This is a genomic window from Marinoscillum furvescens DSM 4134 (assembly GCF_003386095.1).
Lineage (GTDB): Bacteria > Bacteroidota > Bacteroidia > Cytophagales > Cyclobacteriaceae > Marinoscillum > Marinoscillum furvescens.
Genome location: NZ_QREG01000002.1, coordinates 180,481 through 205,935, shown reverse-complemented (window position 1 = coordinate 205,935; position 25,455 = coordinate 180,481). Strand labels below are relative to the sequence as shown.

5 protein-coding genes are annotated in these 25,455 nt (G+C 43.3%); all 5 read left to right on the top strand.

The genetic code is table 11. The features are described from left to right. Positions 1-7 precede the first annotated feature (7 nt). The 5 genes from C7460_RS03325 (at position 8) to C7460_RS03305 (ending at position 25,340) form a co-directional block, all read left to right on the top strand. Complete coding sequence (locus tag C7460_RS03325) at positions 8-1,513, top strand: DUF4062 domain-containing protein (RefSeq protein WP_115866655.1); 1,506 nt, start codon at positions 8-10, stop codon at positions 1,511-1,513. After that, a complete protein-coding gene (locus tag C7460_RS03320) occupies positions 1,513-4,767 on the top strand; it encodes an nSTAND1 domain-containing NTPase (RefSeq protein ID WP_115866654.1) in 3,255 nt (1,084 codons plus the stop codon). The genes C7460_RS03325 and C7460_RS03320 overlap by 1 nt, the downstream gene beginning before the upstream one ends. A gap of 2 nt (positions 4,768-4,769) precedes the next feature. Next, positions 4,770-5,894 carry an outer membrane beta-barrel protein gene (locus C7460_RS03315; protein ID WP_115866653.1) on the top strand — a complete coding sequence of 375 codons (1,125 nt, stop codon included), beginning with the start codon at positions 4,770-4,772 and terminating at the stop codon, positions 5,892-5,894. 3 nt (positions 5,895-5,897) lie between these two features. After that, entirely contained in the window at positions 5,898-7,196 is a 1,299-nt protein-coding gene (locus C7460_RS03310) for a hypothetical protein (RefSeq protein ID WP_115866652.1), read from the top strand. 102 nt (positions 7,197-7,298) lie between these two features. After that, complete coding sequence (locus tag C7460_RS03305) at positions 7,299-25,340, top strand: Ig-like domain-containing protein (protein WP_115866651.1); 18,042 nt, start codon at positions 7,299-7,301, stop codon at positions 25,338-25,340. Positions 25,341-25,455: the final 115 nt, after the last annotated feature.

Genomic DNA, 25,455 nt, shown 5'->3' with positions numbered 1-25,455 from the left:
AATAATAATGGAGTTTAAAAAAGAGATACTGTTGTGCTTCTCGGAAGAAGATAACCAACCAATAGAAGGGGGTCTGAAAGGTTGGGTATCCAATTTCCATAAATTCTTATCTACACTGCTGTTTCAAATATCTAAGGATAGCCCTGAAGTCATTTTGGTGTCAGAATCGAATTACGAACAATTTTCTTTAGAAGACGCTGCAGCAGTGATTTTGGTCTGCACCCCCCAATTGATGAAGAACCAGGCATTGATTGACAAAATAGATCAACAGACCAAAGAGTTGAAAAGAAACAATCAGCTGGTAGTAAAAGGTGTGCCTAGGGTATTTAAGGTGCACAAAGCACCATTTATAGAAGATGCTTACTTGCCTAGCCTCGAAGACGTGATCTCTTATGACTTTTACATGATAGACCCACTGTCTGGTGAAGCACAGGAGTTTAAGCGATTTTTTGGAAGTGATGCAGAGCGCTCCTACTGGATGAAACTCGTGGACATGGCATATGATATCAATGAGATATTGTCTGAGACTGTGAGTACTACCCACGAAGAAAAAGAAGACGCTATACCTCGCGAAAAAACAGTATATCTGGCCAGTACAGGTGTGGATATGGTCATACAGCGAGACATAATAAAACGTGAACTCATACGGCATGGGTATAAAGTACTGCCTCAACACACGCTGGCAAAAGACGTGACTCAGCTAGAGCAAATGATCAAAGATGATTTGCATAAATGCAGGTTGTCTATTCACCTTATAGGTGAAGATTATGGCTATAAGCCAAAAGGCTCGGATCTTTCAGTAGTAGATATTCAAAACCGAATTGCTTCAGACCACACCTATGAAATGGTGGAGTACAATAAAGGCGCTGAAGAACCCAAGCCATTCAGTCGATTGATTTGGGTATCACCTGATTTGAAAAATGTAACAGAGCGACAGAAGATATTTATTGAAGACCTAAAGAGTGATGCAGCCGCATTAGAAGAAGCAGAAGTGCTTCAGATTACGCTACAAGAGCTAAAGTCCATTATTCGTGAAGAATTGGTGACTGGAGGGCGATTCCAGAAGGTAAAACGTGATATCGAAGGTTATGATCAGTTAGATGATGCAGGTAATAAAGTTATTTACCTCATCCAGGATAAGAGTGACCTCAAGCAAACAGATCCACTTAAGCGCTTTTTAGAAAACGCTGGATTTAAGGTGGTCCAGCCAAGTTATGAAGGCGATTTGGTGGATATCAGGTATGTTCATCAAGAAAATCTTCGTAGATGCGATGCTTCCATCATCTACTTTGGTAATGCCAAGGAGGCCTGGATCAAAACAAAATTGCAAGACCTTCTAAAAGCGCCGGGTTTTGGGCGACAGAAAAAAATGCAGGCAAAAGCTGTCTACTTTGATGGACAGAAAGATGTGGACTTGAACCACTATAAGAAAAACAATGCCCTGGTGCTGGGCAACAATGGAGGCTTTAAGCCTGAGCACCTCAAACCTTTTCTAACCAAACTAGAAAACTAATGAGTGAAAAAGATGTAAAACTCGAGCAAGGTCAGGATATCGTAGATATCACTGAGCTGATCAACCCATTTCCAGGGTTACGGCCATTTGGAATTGAAGAGGGGCATCTGTTCTTCGGTCGTGAAGGACAAAGTGATGAGGTGCTGGTAAAGCTTGCAGAAAACAAATTTGTAGGTATACTCGGAGCTTCTGGTTCTGGTAAATCTTCCTTTATGTATTGCGGACTTGTTCCTAGTTTGGTAGGAGGGTTTATGACCGATGCTGGATCAAACTGGCGTGTGGTGGTGGCTCGTCCCGGAGGAGGGCCGATAGACAACCTGGCAGAAGCCCTGTTGATCAAAGATCAGGAATATTCCAACCTGTCTGAAGAGGATAAGCTGATCAAGAAAACCATTCTCGGTACCGTTTTACGAAGTAGCTCTCTAGGTTTGGTAGAGGTAGTAAAACAGCTCAAAACGGATAAAGATCAAAACATTTTGGTGGTCATTGACCAGTTTGAAGAGCTCTTTAGATTTAGAAAGCTTGAGGCAGCTACATCTGACATGGATGAGTCTTCAGCCTTTGTCAATTTGCTGCTAGAAGCCATACATCAGTACGAAGAGCCTATCTACGTGGCGCTAACCATGCGTTCGGATTTTATCGGGGAGTGTGCCAAGTTTCCTGATCTTACGCAGATGATCAATGATTCCCACTATTTGATTCCTCAAATGACCAGAGATCAAAAGCGAATGGCGATAGAAGGCCCTGTAGCCGTGGGAGGGGGTAAAATAGCACCAAGACTCACCCAGCAGCTACTCAATGATGTGGGGGATAACCCAGATCAGCTGCCCATTCTCCAGCATGCCCTCATGCGTACCTGGAGCAACTGGGTAGATACACGTAAGACTGGTGAGTCCATGGACCTTCGGCATTACAATGCCATAGGTACACTAAAAGAAGCCCTCTCTCAGCATGCCAATGAGGCCTACGACTCGCTATCAAAGCGTGAAAAAGAAATATGTGAGGTGATGTTTAAGTCACTGACCGAGCGAGGTAGTGAAAACCAGGGAATAAGAAGGCCCACTAAGCTAGGTACCATAGCCACTATTGCTGGTGTCTCTGAAGATGAAGTGACCCGCGTAGTGGAGAAATTTCGTGAGCCTGGCAGGTCGTTGCTTATGCCTCCTTATGGTGTGAAACTAGAGTCCGACACGGTTATAGATATTTCGCATGAAAGCTTGATGCGTATTTGGGACAGACTAAAGCGCTGGTTGGACGAGGAGTCGAAAGCTGCTGAAATGTATCTGAAGCTATCAGAGGCTGCAGAGCGTTTTCAGGAAGGGAAAGCCTCTTTATGGAAAATGCCTGATTTGCAATTAGCCATAAACTGGCGAGAAGAAAACAGACCAACATTGGTCTGGGGCCAACGCTACAATCCGGCCTTCGAACGCACGATGGTCTTTCTGGAAACCTCCGAAAAAGCCTATGTAACCGAACAGCGCAATAAAGAACTGCTTCAAAAACGACAGGTAAGACGCATGCGAATGAGTGCGATCTTTCTTGGAGGTGCTGCGCTGATTAGTTTGTTTTTTGTGGTATTTGGTCAGATCAAAGCAAACGAAGCTGAGAAAAACCTTATCGTAGCAGAAGACAACCTAAAGGCTGCTCAAATCGCGGAGGCCAACGCCAAGCGGCAGGAGGAATTGGCAGAGCAGTCTGCTGCACGTGCAGTAGAGGAGGCAGCGAGGGCTGATGAGCAAGCTAAGCTCGCCGGCATAGAAGCAGAAAAAGCTCGACTTGCCTCCATTCAAGCTGAACAACGAGCAGAAGAAGCTCGTCAAGCTCAAGCAGCGGCAGAAAAAGCGCAGGCTGAAGCTCAAACGAACCTGGAGTTGGCTGACGAGCAACGAAAGAAAGCAGAAGAACAGACACTTCTGGCGCAGCAGGCAAGAGATCGCGCTGAAAATTTGAGGATGCAGTCTGTTTCCCAATCTATGGCCGTAAAGGCGGATAATATTCCAGAGCGAGAGCTTAAGGCGGTGGTGGCCAAGCAAGCCTATGATTTTTACAAGAAGTACGGAGACCCGAACAAACCCTACAACGGTGATATCTATGCGGGTATTTATTCTGGATTAGTAGGGGTGCTGAGCGATTATGAAGTTGATGACAATGGTGAAAAAGTATACTTAAATAATGGAGATTCTGTCTTAAATCAGTTTCATGGACATCTGCCTGTTACCAACGAAACTACTGGAGAGGAACGCGTAGTTGCTGTTCGTTCGGTGGTCTTTTCAGCTGACGGAGACCGAATGTATTCGGCAGGTAGCGACGGCCGACTATTGATGTGGAACATGACGAATGGCCAAAGAAATTACACTGAAATTTATAACAAGAATCATGTCAACCGGGTGGTAAACGTGAGTCCTAACGAGCGCTATTTGGCGCTGGGTACAGACGATAACCACATTCTCGTGATTGACCTGAAAAAGCGTGACCAGGAACCAATGGAGATCGATGGACACGTGGGTGGTACGATCTATGATTTGGTGTTTTTACCGGACAACCAATCTTTCATAAGTACTGGTGCTGATCGTCGTATTCTCATGCACTCTTTGCGAAATAAACAAACAGTGGTGATCGCCCAGACTAGCGACAAGGCAAAAACCCTCGCTATCTCACCTGATGGCGGTATGTTGGCAGCCGCTGGAGACAATGGAGATGTAATGATCATTGATCTAAATGATGAAGATTTCGCTTCGAGAAATATTTATCGAAAAAATGGAGCCGCTGTTCATGCTCTTCACTTTAGTCATAGTGGTAATAAGCTGGCTTTTGGAGATGATAACGGTGATTTGATTATCTGGGATTTGGAAGCTAAGAAACGTTGGGGACCTACGCTAACAGGCTTCACTTCTCCAATTTCTGATGTGCACTTTAGCCCCGATGATCAGTTAATAGCTGCTACAAGCAAAGACAAAACAGCTAGAATGTGGGATATGAATAATATCTATGATTTGCCTACGGTGTTTGATGATCATCGCGATTGGGTTTGGTCACTAGATTTTCACCCCGATGGAAAGCGTTTTGCTACAGGTTCTGCTGACGGATTTATTCGTCTTTTTGAAACATTACCAGACGCATATGCAGATCGGATTTGCGGATTAGTGACTAGAAATATGTCAGATACAGAATGGAGACAGTATGTAGGGGATCCTGAGCAGATTCCTTATGAACTCACCTGTGAGGGATTGCCTAAAGGCCAAGAAATCGAATAATTATGAAACCAACCTACCTAGCCATATTGATAGCCGCTTTGATGATGGCCTCTATAACCACTTATGGTCAAAGCTGTACGCAAAGGCTCAACGATGCTGAAGATGACTATGAGGCCGGTCGTTTGAGTGCTATACCTGATAAGATAGAGCGTTGTTTGGAAAGTGAGCAGTTTTCCAAAGAAGAAGCTGTGCGTGCCCGTAGACTACTTACTCTGGTCTATATTTTTACTGACCAGGAGGCCAAAGCTGAGGGGGCACTCATCAACTTGCTGAAAGAAGACCCTGAACACAGGCTTAATCCTCAGGTAGATCCTGCTGAATTGTTCTTTCTTTATGACCAGTTTAGGACTGCCCCCATATTTAGGATTGCTTTTCGAGCGGGGATAAATAGTTCGTCTCCAAACATTATAGAGCGGTATGGGACCTTTAATTTACATACCCATTCCAACTTTCACAATGGTAAAGACCGAGAGGGGAATGACTCCTATGTGGTAGAGGGGGATTCTTCATCTAATGATTACAATAGTCTAAGTGGGCTAGGTTTCGGTTTTCAGGGTGAAATTCTATTTGAGTCACATTTGGGCAAAGGCGTTGAGCTTGGCATTGGGCCACAACTCAGGTTGTCTCAGTACAATACCGATTCCTATGTCAATCAGCCTGACCTAAATTCTTCTTTGACCAATCAACAGTTGAACATACGCCTTCCGGTGTTATTTAGGTATACTTTAAATTATGACAACCGTGACCAGAAATGGTTGCCATACGTCTTTTTAGGAGGCGCGTTTGACTACTTGCTTACTGCTAAATATACAGAGGCAAATAGAGCAGGAGGTACGGCTTACTCTATTAGTTCTAGTGATCTGATTGCCAGCAATCAGGTGAACCAATACAACTATTCTTTTTTCGGAGGAGTCGGAACAAAAATGCGGGTAGGTACCCACTTTTTGACTTTTGAATTGAGGTACGACATGAGTCAGCTGAATTACATTAATGGTGAAAATCGATACCAAAATGATGAATCTACTTTTGACCTTGCCTTTGTGGAGCCAGACCTGTCTCTGAACTTTTTATCAGTGACGCTGGGCTATACCCTTTCTGTTTACCAACCGAAAAAGTTAACCAAATAACCTATGTCTTTTAAACCAACCATATACCTCTTAGCATTCTTGAGTCTCTGTGCGGGATGTGGTCTTACTGAAGATGACAATCCGTCACCAGAGGATGTGTTTGTGAAATTTTACGGGCGTGGAAGTAACGAGGCAGTGGACTTACAACGCACCAGTACGGGAGATGTAATCATTTTGGCCAAAAACCAACTGGAAGATGGTGATGCTGATTTTTACCTTGTTAAGGTGGATGAAGCTGGAAATGAGGTTGATTCTCGCATTCTTGATGGTAGTGACGGGTCTGAAGATCAACCCAAAAAGATCAAAGCTGTAGGTAATGATGAGTTTTTGATTGTGGGTCAAATGAGTACCGAAACGGGTATTCATGGTATTTGGGCGCGTATCAATGTGAATTTGGAAGTGGTCAGCAGTGCTGAAAGCGGCTCAGAATTTTTCAATGTAATTGATAGTGTGGAAGCGGTGGATATAATTGCTACCACAGAAGATGATGGCATAGCCAAATATGTGATCATTGGTCATTCAAGAAAAATCTATTCATCTGATATTATCCGAAATGGCAATTATCAAATTATACTCACCAAAGAGGATGATGAGGATAGTACCTATTGGGTAAAGTCTCACGGGTTTAGCGGAAACGAGTTTGGGCTTGCGCTCTTTGAAACCCCCCAAAGAGGTATCTTGGCTGTGGGTGAAGCATCCGAAGGAAGCAATCGTGGAGTGTATGTGTTTGAAACGAATAGATATGGAACCAACGATCAGGGCGGAGATGTGTACAATGCGTCGAGCGCGACATCTGGTGAAGGAGCATCGCCTTCAGCTGATGATATACCTCTTGGAGTAGCCGAAACTTCCTTAGGGTATTCTATTGTGGGCAGTACTTTGGATCAAAACGGTCGGCAGGTGGGCTTTCATATAGCCGTGAATGCGAGTGGTCAACAACTAGAAAATAAGACCTTCATTCTACAAAATGATTACAACCTGGCCTGCCAGGCCATAGATGTGGCTGAGACAGCCTATGGCGAACTAATGGTCACGGGAAGTATTCCAGTTTTTGCTCCTACAGGAGATGGTGCTGGAGTTAACAAACTAGAGCAAGTCTTTGTCAGTAGACTTCATCGACTTTCTGGAAGAATAGTAGGAGGCGATCAAAACTATGGAACTACCGTAGGAAATGATCGTGGAAATGCCGTCTTGGCATTGCCCGGAGGAGATGTTCTGGTAGCTACTACTATTGATTTTGGTAGTGGCACCAAAATGGTCGGGTTACTCAGACTCAACAGATACGGAGAATTAAAAGATTAGTCAAGTTCTTAAGAATCAGTGATTTAATTGTGGCTGATTCTTAATAGAAATATTTGAAGAACATTTTAGATTTTTACTTAAAGGTTTGAAACCGCCAAGTATATGAAACGAATCATCCTAACCTTAACAGTATTTATAGCAGGAACGCTTTGGCTTCATGCACAATGTACGACATCTCATGGGCCCAGCGGAGTTACAGATGCATTCCCGACTACTGCAATTGGGCAAAGTTTTGAGGTCTCCTGTGGTGGGGACCTAAACAGTATTGGTGTCATTACCGGTGGCGAGACCAATCTTACCTTGACAGTATATGCTGGAGAAGGAACTGCTGGAAGCAATCTTGGGTCATTGAATTCGATAAATCTAGGCACTTCAGCCAACGATACAGACTATCAGGTGGTGGATGTGTCTTCACTTGGAATCTCTTTATCTGCATCAACACGGTATACTTTCTATTTTAACGGTACTTTTACTGGGACCTGGAGAGCTAATCCTACAAATACTTATGCAGATGGAGGGCTATATATGGATGGTTCTGCCGTTCCAGGTGACTTGCTCTTCGAGGTAGGAGTTTTGGCTCCAAATACCGCACCTACGGTTTCTTTAGACAACTCCACTCTAGCCTACACAGAAAATGCCGCAGCCACTCTGATCGATCCTTTAGGAACGGTATCTGACCCTGATGGAGACGCAGATTGGGATGGGGGTACACTTTCTGTTCAGATTACGGCTAACAACGAGGCGAGTGATGAACTAAGCATTGATGATCAGGATGCAGATGGTACTACCATCACCATTAGCGCTATCGATATATTGGCTAATGGTACAGATGTAGGAGACCTAAATGAAGCTGGTGGAATAGTTAACAATGGTGCTATACTCACAGTGACTTTTGATCCAGATGCGACCAATGCAATAGTGCAAGAGGTATTGCAATCGTTTCGTTATCGAAATACTTCTGATGATCCTTCTGAGTTAGATAGAACTATCACCGTAATAGCCACGGATAACAGTATTGAGTCTACTAATGATACACGTACAGTATCTGTGACAGCTGTCAATGATGCTCCGACCATAAGTGGATCGGCGAGTATGACTTCCATTTTGGAAGATGAAACGAACAGTTCAGGAACACCGATAAAGTCCATTCTGACTAGTTTGAATGCCACATATACGGATCCAGATGGACCTGGAGCTGGAATTGCCATTGTCGGAGTGGACGAAACGAATGGTTCGTGGGAATACACAACTGACGGATCTGTGTGGAATGCACTTACTGGTGTCAATATCAACAATGCCCTACTTCTAGATAGTATAGGGGCTGTAAATGCAGTAAGATTTGTTCCCAATAGTGATTACAACGGAAATTCAGGAAATATCTCATTCCATGCCTGGGACATAAGTGCTGGTTCGGATGGAAGTACTGGAGTAGATATTAGCACCAATGGAGGTGCTACAGCGTATAGTTCTTCGGCAGCTACGGCAAGTCTTACCGTTACAGCTGTGAATGATGAGCCTTCCTTTAGTTTGGCTGGAAATGTAACGGTTACGGAAAATGTGGGGCTCCAGACTGTTAATGGGTTTGCGTCAAGTATCAGTGATGGAGACGGAAATACTCAATCGTTGACATTTAATGTTTCGAATGATCATGCGAGTTTGTTTTCTACAGCTCCGGCAATAAATAGTACATCCGGTGATTTGACATTTACACCTTCAGCAGGTAAGTGGGGTTGGGCGACTGTGACCGTTTCTCTATCAGACAATGGAGGAACGGCCAATGGTGGTGACAACCAGTCTCCAGATCAGACATTCAAAATATTCGTGACCCCAGATGATATTGTGATCAATGAAGCTGATCCAACAGACACCGGTGGTGACCCGCAAGTAACAGGAGAGTTTGTGGAATTATATTCCGCAGTTGGAGGATTGGAAATGGATAGTCTGGTCCTGGTATTGTTTAATGGATCTGGGAGTGTTAGCTATAAGGATGAAGACTTAGACGGTTATTTTGCTGACGCTAATGGCTACCTGGTCATTGGGGATGCGGGGGTAACCAATCTTGACCTGGACTGGGGGAGTACCTCTCTACAAAACGGATCAGATGCGATAGCGCTATACGTAGGCAATGGATCAGATTTTGTTAATGGTGATCCAGTTAGGCTTGATGGGTTGGTAGATGTTTTGGTATATGGATCGGCAGATACAGATCGATCAAATTTGGAGGCTGCTTTTGGTGGAGTGACAGGTGTAGATGAAGCGGCAAATGCGGATGCAGCGAATGAGTCTCTGGGAAGAAATCCAAATGCAACTGGAGGTTTTGTTGCAGCTACACCTACACCGGGAGCTCCAAACGATAACGATTACCCCACAGCAGTAAATATTGATACTGCGGTTTCGGTTGGTAACAATGCCCTGGTCATCAATACAGCAGCACTAAAATACTCCGATACTCAGCCTTTGCAATACATCATACTGAGTAATGTATCGGTTCCTTCTGATTCTCTCTTTCTTGATAATGGGACCCTTTCCAACAACGGGCATCGTGAAGCGGATGAAAAAATATTGGCGGACGGTGACACAATCACAAAAACAGAATTGGATGCAGGATACCTTACTTATGTCAGTACAAATGCCGCGGGTACAGAGCAGTTTGATTTTAATGTGCATGATGGTTTTACCCCTTCCCTCGATTCTTACACTGTCACCTTGTATTCGGTGGAAAATGCATTGGATTTTGATGGGGTAGATGATTTTGCTTATATACCGAATAATGCTACCCTGCAGCCGGGAACAGGTGGGTTTACCATAGAGTTTTGGTTTAAATCGAACTATTCCGGCACTATTCCTAATCAGAATAAATTTCTAATATCAAATTATGGACAGGGCACATCAGCTGGTGGAAATGAACTTGATCTCTATAGATTTTACTTTTCCGCAGACAACCAATCGCTAATATTTAATTTGCGTGATAATGCTGGAAATGAAGATAACTTAACAAGTGTACAAAGTAATCTTTTGGATGATAATTGGCACCATGTTGCTGGGGTAAGAGATGTTACTCAAGGCATAATAGCGTTATATGTTGATGGTATAAGAAGCACAATTCCTTTAACGGCTGTGGGCAATATCATTACCGATAATGATCTGATTTTGGGAGGAAGCGAACATCCTTCAGGTGGTCCTCAAGATTTTTGGAGTGGTAGCTTGGATGAAATAAAATATTGGTCATCCGAAAGGTCTGCTGACGAGGTTAGATCAAACGCTTCCATGAGCATGTCTAACCCTGTTTCTGTTCCATCTCTGGAATTATATCTGGATATGAACGTTGGAAAACCTGGACTTACCAATAATGGTTATACGGTCATTCCTGATCGTTCGGCAAGTTCTATTAATGCTAATCTTGATGCTTCCTTTGGACTCTCGGGTACATCTTCTAACTGGGTAGCATCTGCTGCATTTTCAAGTTCTGCGGCCACTCTGGGCAATGTATCAGTATTTGATGCTTCGGATAATCCAATAGCTGACAATGCTACATTTAGCTTTAAAAACATACCCTATGGTACGACCACCGATACCACATTTACGATAGTCAATGAAGGCTTAGGTGATTTGGTGCTGAATGTACCCGCGCTTACTCATGATACTACCTATGCCTTTATAGCACCGTATGGTGCAGCCACCAATGTGGCTCCTAATGATAGCATTGACCTGACGGTACGGTTTGCACCGGATACTGCAGTGAATTATACCGATGTTGTAACACTGGGTTCTAACGATGCAGACAGTCCTTATGTCATCAACCTTACGGGAGATGGTTTAGATGAAGTGCCACCTGTATTTGAAAATAGCACCCCAGCTGTTTCAGCCATTAGTGCGTCGGGTTTCACGCTATCAGTGGATTTAGATGAGCCTGGCACGATTTATTATGTAGTAGTGGCAGATGGAGATTCTCCTCCAGATACCGCACAGGTAAAGGCAGGAAACAATGCCAGCGGATCAGCAGCTTTTGCAAGTGGGTCTCAAGCAGTGAGTACGGGGAATTTCGATCATGATTTTACCGTGTCAGGCTTAACAGCAGATACCAATTACGATATATATGTATTTGCTGAGGATGATGAAAACCCAGCTAATGGGGCTGCATCACCAAATGGCCCAACAAATGTGCGAACGGCAGGGAATGGAGCGTCAGTAACAGCTGTTGCTTCATCGGAGGCGGGCTTTTTCAATAGCTCCACTTACAATGGAGCAAGCGGAAGTCTTACCACTTCGAATGCAATAAAAGTCTTTGAGTTTGTAGTGACCGATGATGCCGGAGACTTATTGCCAACAGTTGTTAGTTCTGTAGATCTCAAAATGTATGAAGGAGCGGTGGCAGACTTAAAAGCAGTTGGGCTTTACGAAGGTTCTTCATTCATTGCGGAGGCTACGTTTAACCCGGCAGACTCTATTGCCACTTTGAATATTTCAGGTAATCTGACGATCACTGATGGTAATACAGCCAATGTTTCTGTCTATGTTTCTTTAGAAACTGCTGGTGACGGACAATTTGGATTTACAGTAGATGATGTAGGTCAACCTGGTGTAGGTACTTCAGTCATCGGAACCGTAAATGCCACATCATCCACCGCAGGTGATGAAAATACGGTAGATAATACGCCGCCTCAAGTAAATGAACTCGTCATTTATGATACAGACGTACCAGGAGATGGTTTTATCGATCGAATTGATATTGTTTTCAGTGAGATTATAGACACTGATGATGGGTTTGCTCCGGTACTTTTAGATTTAGGTAATCTTCTGATGCCTGACTCCACTCAGATTAATTCTGGGGTGATAAGCGACCCAGATTTGTCTTCTAACACCGTATCCATTACAGGTATTACAGATCAGATAGCGATTAATACAGGAGCAGGTGAAACCAAGATTGACAATATTGATGGGCTGTGGAAAGATCGCGCTGGAAACTTGCTGACAGTTGCAGGGGATGATAGTGAAACGGTGAACGATCAGGCTGCACCTATTTTGGCGAGTTCTTTTCCTCCGGACAATTCACAGAGTTTTAATCCCACCGCCGATATCGTGCTTGTATTTTCTGAGGACATTCAGGTTGGTGGATCTGGTACTCGAGAAATCGTCTTAAGAAAATTAACGCCATCCGTAACCATCGTCGATACATACAACTTATCGCCTCTAGATACGGAGGTGACCATAATTAGTGATTCAGTCATAATCAACCCTGCTGCTGATCTGGAAACACTTGCTGAATATTCCATTCAAATTTCCGCTGATGCGATAGACGAACTTGGAAACCCCACGCTTTCTTATGATGGTATTTCTAATAATACAGATCTGAACTTCATAGCTAATAACATCCAGCCTCAGGTGTGCGATGCTCATGATTACAGACTTGACGAAGAGTCGGGAAATAATTATAACGGTAAATTGAGTCCATCTGCATGTAATAATTCACCAGACAGTATTAGCAGTTTGGCTACAACGGAAGCGAATGCTGTTAGCGTATTTTATTTCAATATTTTGGAGGGATCTACTTCGACAAATAGCAGTAACCCGACTCAAATCAATCAAATCACAATAGAAAATGGAAATGCTGTGGACTGGACTAGAGTTTTTGCAGGAGCCCAGATTATTGATCAGGACGGAAGATCAGTAAATCATACAGCGATTAATAACAATAGTATCGTCTTCTCTGGAATTCCTGCCAGCAATAATGGTGATTTGGGATATATCGTTCAAAACTCTGATAGGGAATATGCTTTAAGAGTTTGGCTTAGAACAGATATGCCGGATTCTGCTTCTATTGATAATACAGAATTTTCATTTCAAGTGAACCGAGGAAGTTTTGGTACACCAAACAAAGGGGTCGAGCGTGTGCTCAATGCATCAGGGACGGCCTTCGCCAATTCTGATAATTATGTAACAAGTCCCAACATCGTCTTAGATGTAGACGCCACGCAATATGGGTTTGCTCAACACCCTACAGCCACGGAAGCCAGACAGGTCATGTCTCCCGCGGTAGTTGTGGAAGCGCAAGATGTGAATGGTAACAGAGATGTAGATTATGTTGCTTCAGAGACGATAACAGTTAATACGACAGGCACGTCTCTCCAGGGGACGCCCCAAACATCAGGGACGTTTTCCAATGGTACCTCAACAGTAAGTGATATTATTTTTTCGTCTACTGAAACGTCTGAAACCTTAGGAACTACTGGAGGTAGCCTGGCGAATACCGTGGCAAGTGATCCCTTTAACATTACCTGTGATGTGACTCCTCCGGACGTGACTGCTAGCGCTATTCAAATCACAACAACGGGTAGTGGTCCTGGAGAAATATTTGTGATTGGAGATGTAATCACTGCAACCTACGATAACAAAACAGGAGGAAATAAAAACAATGACATCAAGCATGTGGAATTTGATTTCAGTGCTTTCGAAGGTGGTAGTGTGATTGATGCTACCCCATCTGATAGTGTGTATGAAGCGTCCTACACCATCACAGCAGGTACTATTGATGCAGGATCAAATCTCAATGTAACCGTGATCGTGCATGATGACGCAGATGCTGCAGCGGGTTGTGCCGTAAGCAACAATGCATCTGCCGTGGGAGGCGATAATGAGGCAATGGACAATAAACGTCCCGAAATTAGTGTATTCAATCCATTAGATGACGCTACAGGAGTTGCTACTAACTCTGATATTGTACTGACCTTTTCTGAAGATGTAACTGCCAGTTTTGGTGAGATATCCATGGTAGGTACAGTGGCCTCAAACCTGCAGTCCTTCACCGCAGATAATTCTAGTGTTGTGAGTATTTCTAACAACGTCGTGACGATCAGCGCTCCAAATGCTTTCGCAGGTAGTGAGACTTACGACATGTTTATAGATACTAATTCCTTTTTGGATGCTAATGGCAATGCCTTTGGAGGTATTAGTTCCGCTGGAGTATACAACTTCACCACGGATGTAGATGATGTTGGCCCAGAGTTGACCATTACGATCGAAGAGCCTACCAATGGATCTACGTCAGTTACAAGTGACAATAAACTCACCTTCAATCTGGCCTTCAATGAGGAGGTAGTCAATTTCAATAAATTTAGAATAGGTATCACCGAAGATCTGGCATCTACCCCTTCATTTTCTATATCTCAGGTAAATAGTAAGACATACAGGGTTCAGGTAGATAATTTAGTTGGGGATGGAACGGTTCAGTTTACCGTTGATAATGGCCCTGGAAGTAACCCAACTGATACCATTAAAGATGCGGCTGGAAACAAATTCATTGGTCCGGAGAACTCTTCAATAATTACAATAGACCAAACGGCACCAGTACTTACTGTAAATGCTTTAAGCACCAACGATGCCTCTCCGGCATTGACAGGTACTATTCAAGAGAATCTGACAGTGCTGGTCACGCTGAATGGGAAAACAGATACAGCAGTAGTATCGGGAACTGGCCCTTATACATGGGAGGTTCCAGACAATACAATAGATGATCTGGTTACCGAAGGTAATTATACCATTCAAGCTACAGCAACGGATGCCGCTGGTAATCAAGGGATAGCTACAAATAACCTTCGATTTGATCAAACACCTCCTCAAATTTCAGGAGTATATTTCTTTGATACGGAGGCCACCCCTGATGGAAACATAGATGAAGTATTGATAATATTTACAGAAGCCATTGAAGATGCTACCGTAGATGTAAATGATTTTGTGTTCAGTGGTGCGTCTTCTGCATCTGTGGCTAGCGTAATAGACCATAGGTTTGCTGCCAGTGATGATCCCGATGATAGTTGGGTGACATTTGATTTGGTAGGTTACACAGGTACTGCTACTTCCAATGTGGATTATATACAACCATCATCAGGAGGACTTGCAGATCTAGTAGGGAACTTATTAGATACTGCTGAAACAAATACAGAAATAGATTATGCAGATCCATTGGTAAAAACGACCCACCAATACGATACGGATGGTGATGGTGATTTGGACGAAATCGTTATTGAGTTTACTGAAGGAGTGCGATATGTTTCAGCCGATGTTTCATCTTATAATGTCGTAGGGAGTAGTTCTACAAGTTTTGTTTCGCATACCACGGCAAGCAATATAAAAGATCAGGGTTCTCTTGATGAGTTTCTAACCTTATCTGTAGATGTATCCGGTACAGATACTACCAGAGTAGACTATGATGCTTCTACTCCAACCAAGGATGCTTCTACCCGATCTAATAACGCACCAGCATATGCTGACATTCCAGCGCTTGATCTTGCTGTACCGGTTGTGACAGGGGTAAGTTCCGCTCATTCAGATCCTGATACGTTGATTATAGGTGAATCTATTGTAATAGATGTGACTTTTAGTGAAGATGTGGATGTGACGGGAATACCTACGTTGACACTCGAAACAGGTGCAACTGATGAAGTATTGAATTATTCATCAGGAACGGGTACGTCTGTCTTGTCATTTAATTATACAGTGCAGGCCGGAAATGAAAGCGATCACCTGGACTATGTTGCCACGAATTCTTTAGTAATCAATCCTTCCAGTTCAATCACCATTGAGGATCAATCTGCTAATACTAACGAGGCAGATGTTTCATTACCTTCTCCAGGTGCGGCAGCTTCCTTGTCTGGGAACAAACAGCTTAGAGTAGATGGGGTCGTACCTACAATCGTAAGAGCAGGTCAATTTGACACCAACGGAGATGGATATCTGGATGAGATTGTTTTAGAGTTTTCGGAAGGAGTTTCACCAAACACTATTGATGTTAATGATTTTATACTAGATGGTGGAGCGGAAACTGTGTTAGGTGTATTTACTTGGGATAATGCTGCATTTGATGATGATTTGTCTGATACAGATATTTATGTAACCCTGGATGTATATATAGAAGGAACGGATACTGTATCTGTTGCATATGATGCTTCAGCAGGGGCTGATACTGTTGTTACGGACCTTGCGGGTAACCCTGCAGCAAACGATAGCTATATTGAGCCCATTGATTTGGCAAGCCCCGTATTCCTTGCAGCATACTTTTTTGATACAGATTCGGATGGGGATGTAGATGAAATTGCTTTTCAGTTTAGCGAGGAGATAGATGAGACAACCGTTGAAGAAAGCGATTTTACGCTAGCAGATGGCTCAATCATTGGGCTTGCCCTCAATGACGATGGGGGATTTGATTATGTTCAAAATATCCTGGACGCCACGGACGAAGATGAGTATGCGACATTAGAGGTACTGATCGATGGTACCTATCCGGCCGAAATAACTTATAACAGGTTTGCCGGTGGAGCTGATGAGATAACAGATATGGCAGATAATGACGCACCTAATGATAATGGGATTTTTCACGTTGATGCGGCACCTCCATTGTTATTAAATGCTTATCAATTAGATGTAAACGATAATGGACACATTGATGAAATTGTCATAGAGCTTAGTGAACCGCAAACTTCAGGAGGAGTTGCCGCAGACTTTACTGTAAATGGGGTTACTCCTGATAACGTATTGAATGTGCGAAGTTCTAATGGGTTGGATTTAACAGCTACAGATGAATTTATAACCATACTTGACAGTGTAGTTGGAACAGCTGTAGCTCAAATAGCATATTTAGGGTCTGGCTCCATAGAAGATGAAGATTCAAACGCTGCATTGGGAAATGCTGACATAAATGCGGTGGATGGAGCTGTGCCACAGGTTATGGCAGTCACATCTTCAGTGGCGAATGGTTTGTATAAAAACGGAGACGTAATAGGAATTAAAATTGCGCTAAGTGAAGATGTGGAGGTTAACACTGGTAGTGGAACTCCAACAATTCGATTAGAGACTGGAAATACTGATCAATCGGTGGCTTTTACCTCGGTAACTGGTGATACGCTCTTGTTTAATTACACGGTAGAAGTTGGCGACAATAGTGCTGACCTGAACTATACGGGTACTGGAGCATTACTATTGAATGGAGGAGTTATTCAAGATACGTCAGGCAATAATGCCAATATTACTTTGCCTGGATTAGTATCAGCCAATTCACTTGGAACGTTGAAAGATTTAGAAATTGATGGTGTTTTGCCGGAAATCTTAACGGCTTATCAATTCGATACTGATGCTAATGGCGATATAGATGAAATTGTATTGGAGCTAAGTGAAGAAGTGGATGAAAATTCTGTGACCATTAGTAATTTCGGAATCGGGGGTAGTGGTTCCAGTATTAATGGTGTGTTGCTGAGTGGTCCAGCGAATAATACTTTAGATGCCAACGATGCGGATGAATATGTCACTTTGGACGTATCTGTTTCAGGTACATCACTCGTTACACTTTCATACAATAATGGACCTTTCACTCTGGCGGATGTAGCTGGAAACATTGCTCCATCAGATGTCTCGCTCACTACTAGTGATGAAGCCCCTCCAGTTGTAATGGAGGTAACGTCTTCTGTAGCAGATACTGCATACAATGCTGGAGATGTGATTCCTATCATAGTCAACTTTAGTGAGTTTGTTACAGTTGACGAGAGTGGTGGTAAACCAATTCTGAATCTGGCTACGGGTGGAGCAGGGCAAAATGTAAATCTAACCAGCGGATCCGGTACCAGTTCTCTGACTTTTAATTATACGGTGCAACCAGGCAACAATTCACTGGATTTGAATTACTCCAATACTTCTAGTCTTACCTTGCCTGGTGTTTCCACGATAAAAGATCAATCTGCTAACGGTAACGATGCTTTGCTCACGCTTCCGGGAATAGCCGCAGATTCTTCTTTGGCAGGAAGTAAGAATATCGTCATAGATACGGATAACCCTGCAATCACAACCCTCACAATTAGTAACGGTACATTCAAAGGGGTAGATCCTCATAACTCAGGGGGAGATACAGCGGATGATATTGTGATCAGCATGGATTTCAATGATGATTTAGGTTCGGCTCCTTCAGTGATCATGAGGAGTGGAGGCTTTTTTATGAAAAATGCCATTGATGTAGCGAAAGTAGGCGGACTGAATGATCAGTGGACGGCAACTATAACGGTTGATCGGGATGATGTAAACGGTCCGGTAACTTTTGAGATCAATTATCAGGATAAAGCTGGCAATTCAGGAACTGAATTAACGGAAGCTGATGCGGTAGGGGCAGCTGTTATCGACAATACGAATCCAATAGTGACTTTTAGTGTCGTTGACAACCCAACCAATGAAGATCCATTTACTGTTTCAGCACAATTCAGTGAGGGAATAGAGGATCTTGCTTTAGGCGACTTGAGTATAGTTGGAGGTAATGGCTCAATTTCCAATTTAACTGCTACTTCGGCAGCTGGAGATGAATACACCTTCATAGTCGATCCTGACAACAACCAAACCGCAACAGTCATTGTAAGAATGGCGGATGAAGGTGTTGTGGATTCTGTTGGTAACACGATTCAAACTACTGACTTTACGATCAACTTCGATGATGTCGCACCGATATTAACCTATAGCAGTACCCTATTTGGTCGAGACCTTACAGTGAATGTCAGTCAATCAGAAAAAGGAGTAATTTATTATGCCTTGGTGCCAGACGGTACTTCTGTGGATAGTTTAGAGGTTCAAGGAGAAGCCCGAACCGGAGGAGTAATCACAGGAGCGATACAAGCAGATAGTGTTATTGCTACGGCGGGAGTTACTTATCTGATTGAGTTGACGTTACCTGCGGATACTACTGATTATGATTTTTATCTGGTATCTCAAGACGAAATTAATCCAGATTATAACCTATCTGCTCCAGAGTTAATAAATGTCAAATCTGGAGGGGTGTTGGTCACAGCTCCTTACATTACAGATGTATGTTTGGAGGGGGATTATTATGCTTTGGGTGATATTGTCATCACAGAATCCATACCAACTGATTTTGTGGGGTCTAATGCTAATAGAAACCTAAGATTAGAGCTTCCTGATATTGATGGAGATGGAATTGCGGATTTTGAGTTCAATACTTCAACTGGTTCGGTAACGGATAATGGAGGAGACGTGTCTGCAATAGGAATTAGCTATGTAGGAACCTCTGTACTTTCTGTAACTTATAATAATGCGAACAGTACTTCTGCTCTTGATGTGCTTACAATTTCAGGAATTCAAATTGCTGCTACAGGCGCAAGTGCACAGTTGGATACTTTAAAGCGTTCTGGTGGAAATGGAAATATTTACCTGGCTAATGACGGGGATGGAACTGTTTTTGCAAGATTTGAAACTGTGGCTCCTTACGATAAACTGTCGATAGTTACTTCAGAGCCTGCTACTTTTAGTGCTCCCTATCTTTTCGAAAATGATAGTACAGTGCGTGGTGATGTCCGAGGCAATGACGTAGTGGTATATGATAAAAGGGAGGTTGAGACCACAAATACACCATTCGTGATCGGACTTCCGAGTCTAGGTGATGAGGTTACGATATACTCCGATGCAAGCTTGAGTACTCAAGTAGCTAATTATGTGGCTATCAGTACAGAAGATCGATATATCCCAACATTACTTGATCTGGGATTAGTTACTCCTACAGATACTCTTGCGGGAATCAATACGTTTTGGGTAACAACTACAGACGGCAATAGCTGTGAAAGTGAAGCTATTAAATATTCAGTTGCGATCATTCGTTATGAAAATAGCGAAGGGAAGACAGGGTTTGCTGTAAATAATAGTTCTGGTACAACGCTTAAATTTTCCAATCCAGCTGACCATTCGGTCATTGTGACAGGAAATGGGTTAACTGGATTTCAAGCAGATGATGACTTCACTGAACCTGTAGAGGATGGTTATTCATTCAAATTTATTCCATCAGCTGCTGGACAGGGCTTTACCACAGTAAGTTACCAGTTAACCAACAGCGAAGGTGTTGCAGCGAGTTATGAAGTAGAATTTTTAGTGATAGAATCTGATCGTGTATTATCTGCAGGCCAGGATCTAAACTACTGTAATTATGATCAGGCTGTTACTTTCAATGTGGTATCACCTTTTGGAATAGATCATGCCGATGTAGCTGATGACTCGGATCCTGATTTTAAAACGATTAGGGTGTATCTATATGATTCTATCAACAGTACCAGGGGAACTGAGGTGACTTCTACCGTACTTACATCAATTCCTGCTAAAGTTGCGGGACAGCCCAATGACACCACCGGCTGGGTGTTTGATCCAGGTACGTTAGATAGCGAGTTGGCGAGTAAATATGGTCAGGCTTTGTTGTTTGTGTACGTGATAGAAGATGAAAATACAGGCAATGAAACCGAACTGGCGGAGGAAGTAGTAGATATCTACCGTACACCTACAGTGAGTATCACCAATGTTGATCCTTACTATTGTAATGACGGTTCTGCCGTGACTATTGAGTCGCAAGTGATATCGGCAGAAGGCACAGAAACGTTAACATTGAGTGATTATTACCGCATTTCAGTGGGTGTAGATACCACTGCAGTCTCGGGTGCAAATTTTGACCCTAGTAACCTGAGTTTCGGTGACTACCGGTTGATGTACATTTCCCCAGAGCGTACAGAAGCAAACTGTTTAGATACGGCTTATGTAAATCTTGAGATTTTAGAAAAACCGGCAGTGCCAACATTGTCACTTACAGGCTATGATCTAATAGGAGGACAGGAGTCGGGTTCTGATAACTACTTGTTTGAATATGCAGAAGGGGAATCCGTTTTGGACATTACTGCAGAATTTGCAGGAGGTACTCCCGATGATCAAATGTTGGAGTGGTATTCAGATCCACTGGGGCAGGTTCAGATTTCTACGAATGTAGAAGGGACCAGTGTGACGGCTTATGGTGAGACGTTTAATAAGTCTGAAACTTTGAAGGCCCAGGATCAACTGTTTGGAGGGTCTACGCCAGCAGGTCGCACTAATAAAACAGTATACCTTGCACAGTACGATTATGTCAAACTCAATGGAGCGGATTATGAAGGATGTAGATCTGATATAATAAAAATCGATGTAAAAAGTTATGCTATTCCTGATCAGCCTTCCGTTGATATAAGTACGATCAGTAGCTCAAATCCTCGTGAAGTTGAGGATAGTGATAACCTTGGTTTGGATGATGGGGCCTATGTATATGAGTATTGTGCAGATGCAGGTACAGAGGCGTCTGTTCGAGATATTGTAATGAGTACTGGGCTGTCTACTGAGGCAAATGAGGAGTCCTACTGGACGATCTATGATTCGGATGGTAGTACGGCCATTAAAACCTTCACGGTGAATACCATTGATGTCACAGTTGATTCTTTGTTAAACTTTGCACCGCTTGCAGATTCTTCCAAGACATTCTATATCTCAAGAACTGATTTTGACAATGATGTCAATAACAATCCTAATATCCTCGCAGACCCTCCGTTTAATGGAGTGGAAAGTGAAAAGAGACCATTCAAAATCAGTGTACATGCTTTCCCTGATGCGCTAGAAGTTTATGATCTAAGTGATGCTTATGATAATGCCGGAGTAGCGACCTATTACAGGTGTTTTGGGGATGAGCTGCCGGACCTTAGACCTCCTGGAGCTGCTGGTACAATTTACCAGTGGTACAAAGACGATGGCTCTGGTAACCCTGATTATGCAAATCCAATTGCAGTTGCAGGAAATGACGGTAGATCAGCAACTCAAGTAGAGCTGGAAGCTGCCTACGCCACAGATACCTTTGATACACCGGGCACATATGTTTATTATATCACACAGCGAACCGACAGAAACGAAGCTTCTGGATTCTTAGGGTGTGAAAGTGATCCGCTAAAAATTGAGATCAAGACATATGAAGATCCGAAAAATCTAACTTTTGATGATTCAGGGGCACAAGAGCTCGAAGTGAGCTATTGTGTAGGCGATCTGGGAGATGTGAAATTCCCGATTACAGGTAACCCTAATTCGAAATTTGTTTACTACAGTGCTTCTGCGTCCAAAGTGAAGACGAGTTCGGCTGTGAGCTTATTTGGTGGGGAAATCGATGCTGATGGAAATGCAGATGTGACGGCTGCAGCATTGTTGATTACAAATGCTGGGCAGGGTACTTACCATTTTCTGGTTTCTCAGATCAACAATGTAAACCCTGATGGCGCTGAAGATCGCTCTGGCAATACATTTGAAGGATGTGAAAGCGAACTTGAGGACATGGCCTTCCTCACAGTACACGTCTATGATATTCCTGTAAGTCCGACTACCTCTACTGTGCAGTATTTTTACTGTGAAGGAGACCCAATAGCAGATATAACTGTAAATGGAGAAGTAGGAGCTAGATACAACTGGTGGGATGAAGACAATAACCTGGTGTATGATGAGACGCCAACTGGGAATAGTTCAGTAGCTACCGCTGCGGACCTTGGCCTAACTGCTGCAGGGGATTATACCTTCAAGGTGACTCAAACACAGGATATTGGAGCTGGCGTAGCTACTTTTGAAGGCTGTACGAGCGACTTTGTGGAAATTAATGTGACGATCTATGAAGTGCCAGTAGGCCCTGTAGTTGAGGAGGTAGCTCCTCAGTGTAATGTGGATGTTACCACTACCTCTACAGTGATTAGGTACTCAGGAGTAAGTACTCCTGCAGGGACTACATCTTCCTTTAAGTTCCTGGATGCTGACCTCAATGAGCAGCAGGAAGTAACTGCAAGTGATCCTACCGATGTGTCTACTTTTAACATATCAGCTGTAAAAGGCATGGTGGATGACGGATTCATAGGGGACACAACGATTTACGTGCAGCAGATTACCTATACTCAAAGTGGTTTTGAAGGTTGTAGCAGCCCAGCTACTCCAGTCACAATTACCGTAGAGCCTATTCCTGTGTTTGCAAGAGGTGGTGAGATTACTAAAATTCAAGCTTGTGATAACGGGCAAATGGTCATTGAAGTGGAGTTAGCAAATCTTTTAGTTGATTCTGCGGACTTTACATGGAAAGGCGGAAGAACAGAGGCGGAAGCTGCTGCCAATGTGATCAATGGCAATCAAATGAAAATAAGTGATCGGGTAGTTCAGTATTCATTCTCGGCGAGTTCTTTTGAACCTGGTAACAACTACTTTATCGTAGAGGTATCGGATAAAAACAGACCGGATGGCCTACAAGGTTGTGTAGCGAGCACTGGTCAGGAAATAGAGATTGGTACTACTCCTCAGCCGAAATTTAGATGGTCAGGTATTACGGAGGGAAATCCAACTACTTTCCAATTCGCAGATAATAATAACACGACTTCCAACACCTATCGAATCGACAGTGTGACACTTGAGATTCCAGCACTTGGAGTAATACAAGGCTTGACTAAAAGTGAGTTGTCAGTAACTCGGTCAAACATTGGTTCGATGGAGTACACCTTTGCAAATGCCGGAACCTATGAAGTGCAGGTTACTTTCCTTTCCAATTCATTGTGTGATTCTACAGTTACACGATTCGTAACCATACTAGATCACATCGTTTGGAGCGGTGATATTGCCTATGATTTCGAAAGTGGAGCATCTGGTTGGGTCGTAGACTCACTGGTTTACTCTACTTCTGACGCGGAACTAGGGTACTCAAACCGCACCGATCTTGCCTGGCAGGTAGGTACTGAGGACGTTGATTATTCAGTAGGAGCAGATCAAGAGGTAGGAATAAATGCCTCACAATATTGGGCTACAGGTTTAGGTACTAGTTACCTGGCCGATGAAGACGCCTGGGTGCTTAGTCCTTCGTTTGATTTGTCTGCAATGGAGCAACCTACAATAGGGTTTGATTTTGCAGCGGATCTGGCATTTACAGATGGTGTAGCGGTTCAATATACATTGGATGATGGCGCTACGTGGAAGCTGTTAGGTGATTATGATGCTTCTACGGCTACTGCCTCTGGTAAAAACTGGTATACTACCGAGCAGCTAAACAAAGCACCAGGGATACAACAGTTTAATGTTACTGCTGATGGATGGAGTGACGATTCACCGTGGGTGATTGCAGCTCATCGTATTAATGAGCCGATTGAAAACCTTGGTCAAATACGCTTTAGGTTTGCATTGGCCTCTACGGCTGGTACCAAGGAAGATCAACAGGGCAACGCCCTCAATGGGTTTGCATTTGATAACTTCACGATATACAACAAGGATAAATTTGTGCTGATTGAGCAGTTTTCTGAACTGGGAGATGCCCGAAGTATTGCTGCAAATGACTCGATATCTAGTCGTGTAAATAGTGAAATTGAACGAGATGCCATTTGGTTGAATTACTACCCTAGACTGAGTGATGTAGAAGATCCGATTAGCCAAAGAAATCTTGGTGACCCAGGTGCCCGTTCTGTTTACTATGGGGTAGACCAGGGTCCAACAACAGTACTTACTGGTAAAACAGTCTTCAATGCAGCTAATACCGCTGAAAGCCAGCAACCAGGATGGAATGTCAATCAATACAATGGAATATCTCTGGATGCAGCTTTATTCGAAATTGGTGATATCAACATTTCAGGAGATCCATATACGGTAAATATTAGCACTAGCTTTACTTCTAAGGTGAAGTTGCCAGCCGGTAGTGAAGTGTCATTCCGTTTTGCGATTATCGAGCGTGAAATTACCGATCAGTCAATACTTGATTTGAATGGAGGTAAGCCACTATACAACGTACTACGTAAGATGCTACCAAGCTCTGGTGGGCTGACATACGTAGGTGCAGTTTCAGAAGGACAAAGTGTGTTCTTTGGTGATTCAGAGGAGGTGAGTGTCTCCTGGGAAGTGTCTGATGTTTTTGATCCGGGTCAGCTAGCTGTAGTCGTTTTTGTACAGGTGGACAATACTACATCTGAGCTTCCGGAAGTTAGAAACCGACTGATATTGCAGTCTGGCTATGCCGAAATCACTGGCAAAGAACTGCCTACCGTGACTAGCGTGGCGAATAGGCTTGACAACATTGATAACTTTACAATCTATCCAAACCCTGCAAACAAGCGCTTCAGTGTGCAGTTTGAAAAGAGTCCTGGACAGTCTATGAAATGGGTGCTGTATGATCAGGTAGGCCGTGAGGCGTTATTCGGATTTGTGAAGCCAGGTGAATTAGAAATTGAAATAACCTCGAAAGAACTGCCAAGTGGAGTGTATATGATTCACTTCTTCTCGGATGATGAGCAGTGGCAGCCGCAACGACTAATTATCGTTCACTAATAGAGGGTGGCACACAAAAAAGCCCGGTTGATTCAAATCAGCCGGGCTTTTTTATATGCTATACTTTAGTGCTTTTGTGGCGGGCATTCAATGATATCGGTTCATCAGAATACCA

What these genes read in the sequence shown, in the direction of transcription:
- C7460_RS03320 (WP_115866654.1), top strand. Translation starts at nt 1,513, where the DNA reads ATGAGTGAAAAAGATGTAAAACTCGAGCAAGGTCAGGATATCGTAGAT.
- C7460_RS03310 (WP_115866652.1), top strand. Translation starts at nt 5,898, where the DNA reads ATGTCTTTTAAACCAACCATATACCTCTTAGCATTCTTGAGTCTCTGT.
- C7460_RS03325 (WP_115866655.1), top strand. Translation starts at nt 8, where the DNA reads ATGGAGTTTAAAAAAGAGATACTGTTGTGCTTCTCGGAAGAAGATAAC.
- C7460_RS03315 (WP_115866653.1), top strand. Translation starts at nt 4,770, where the DNA reads ATGAAACCAACCTACCTAGCCATATTGATAGCCGCTTTGATGATGGCC.
- C7460_RS03305 (WP_115866651.1), top strand. Translation starts at nt 7,299, where the DNA reads ATGAAACGAATCATCCTAACCTTAACAGTATTTATAGCAGGAACGCTT.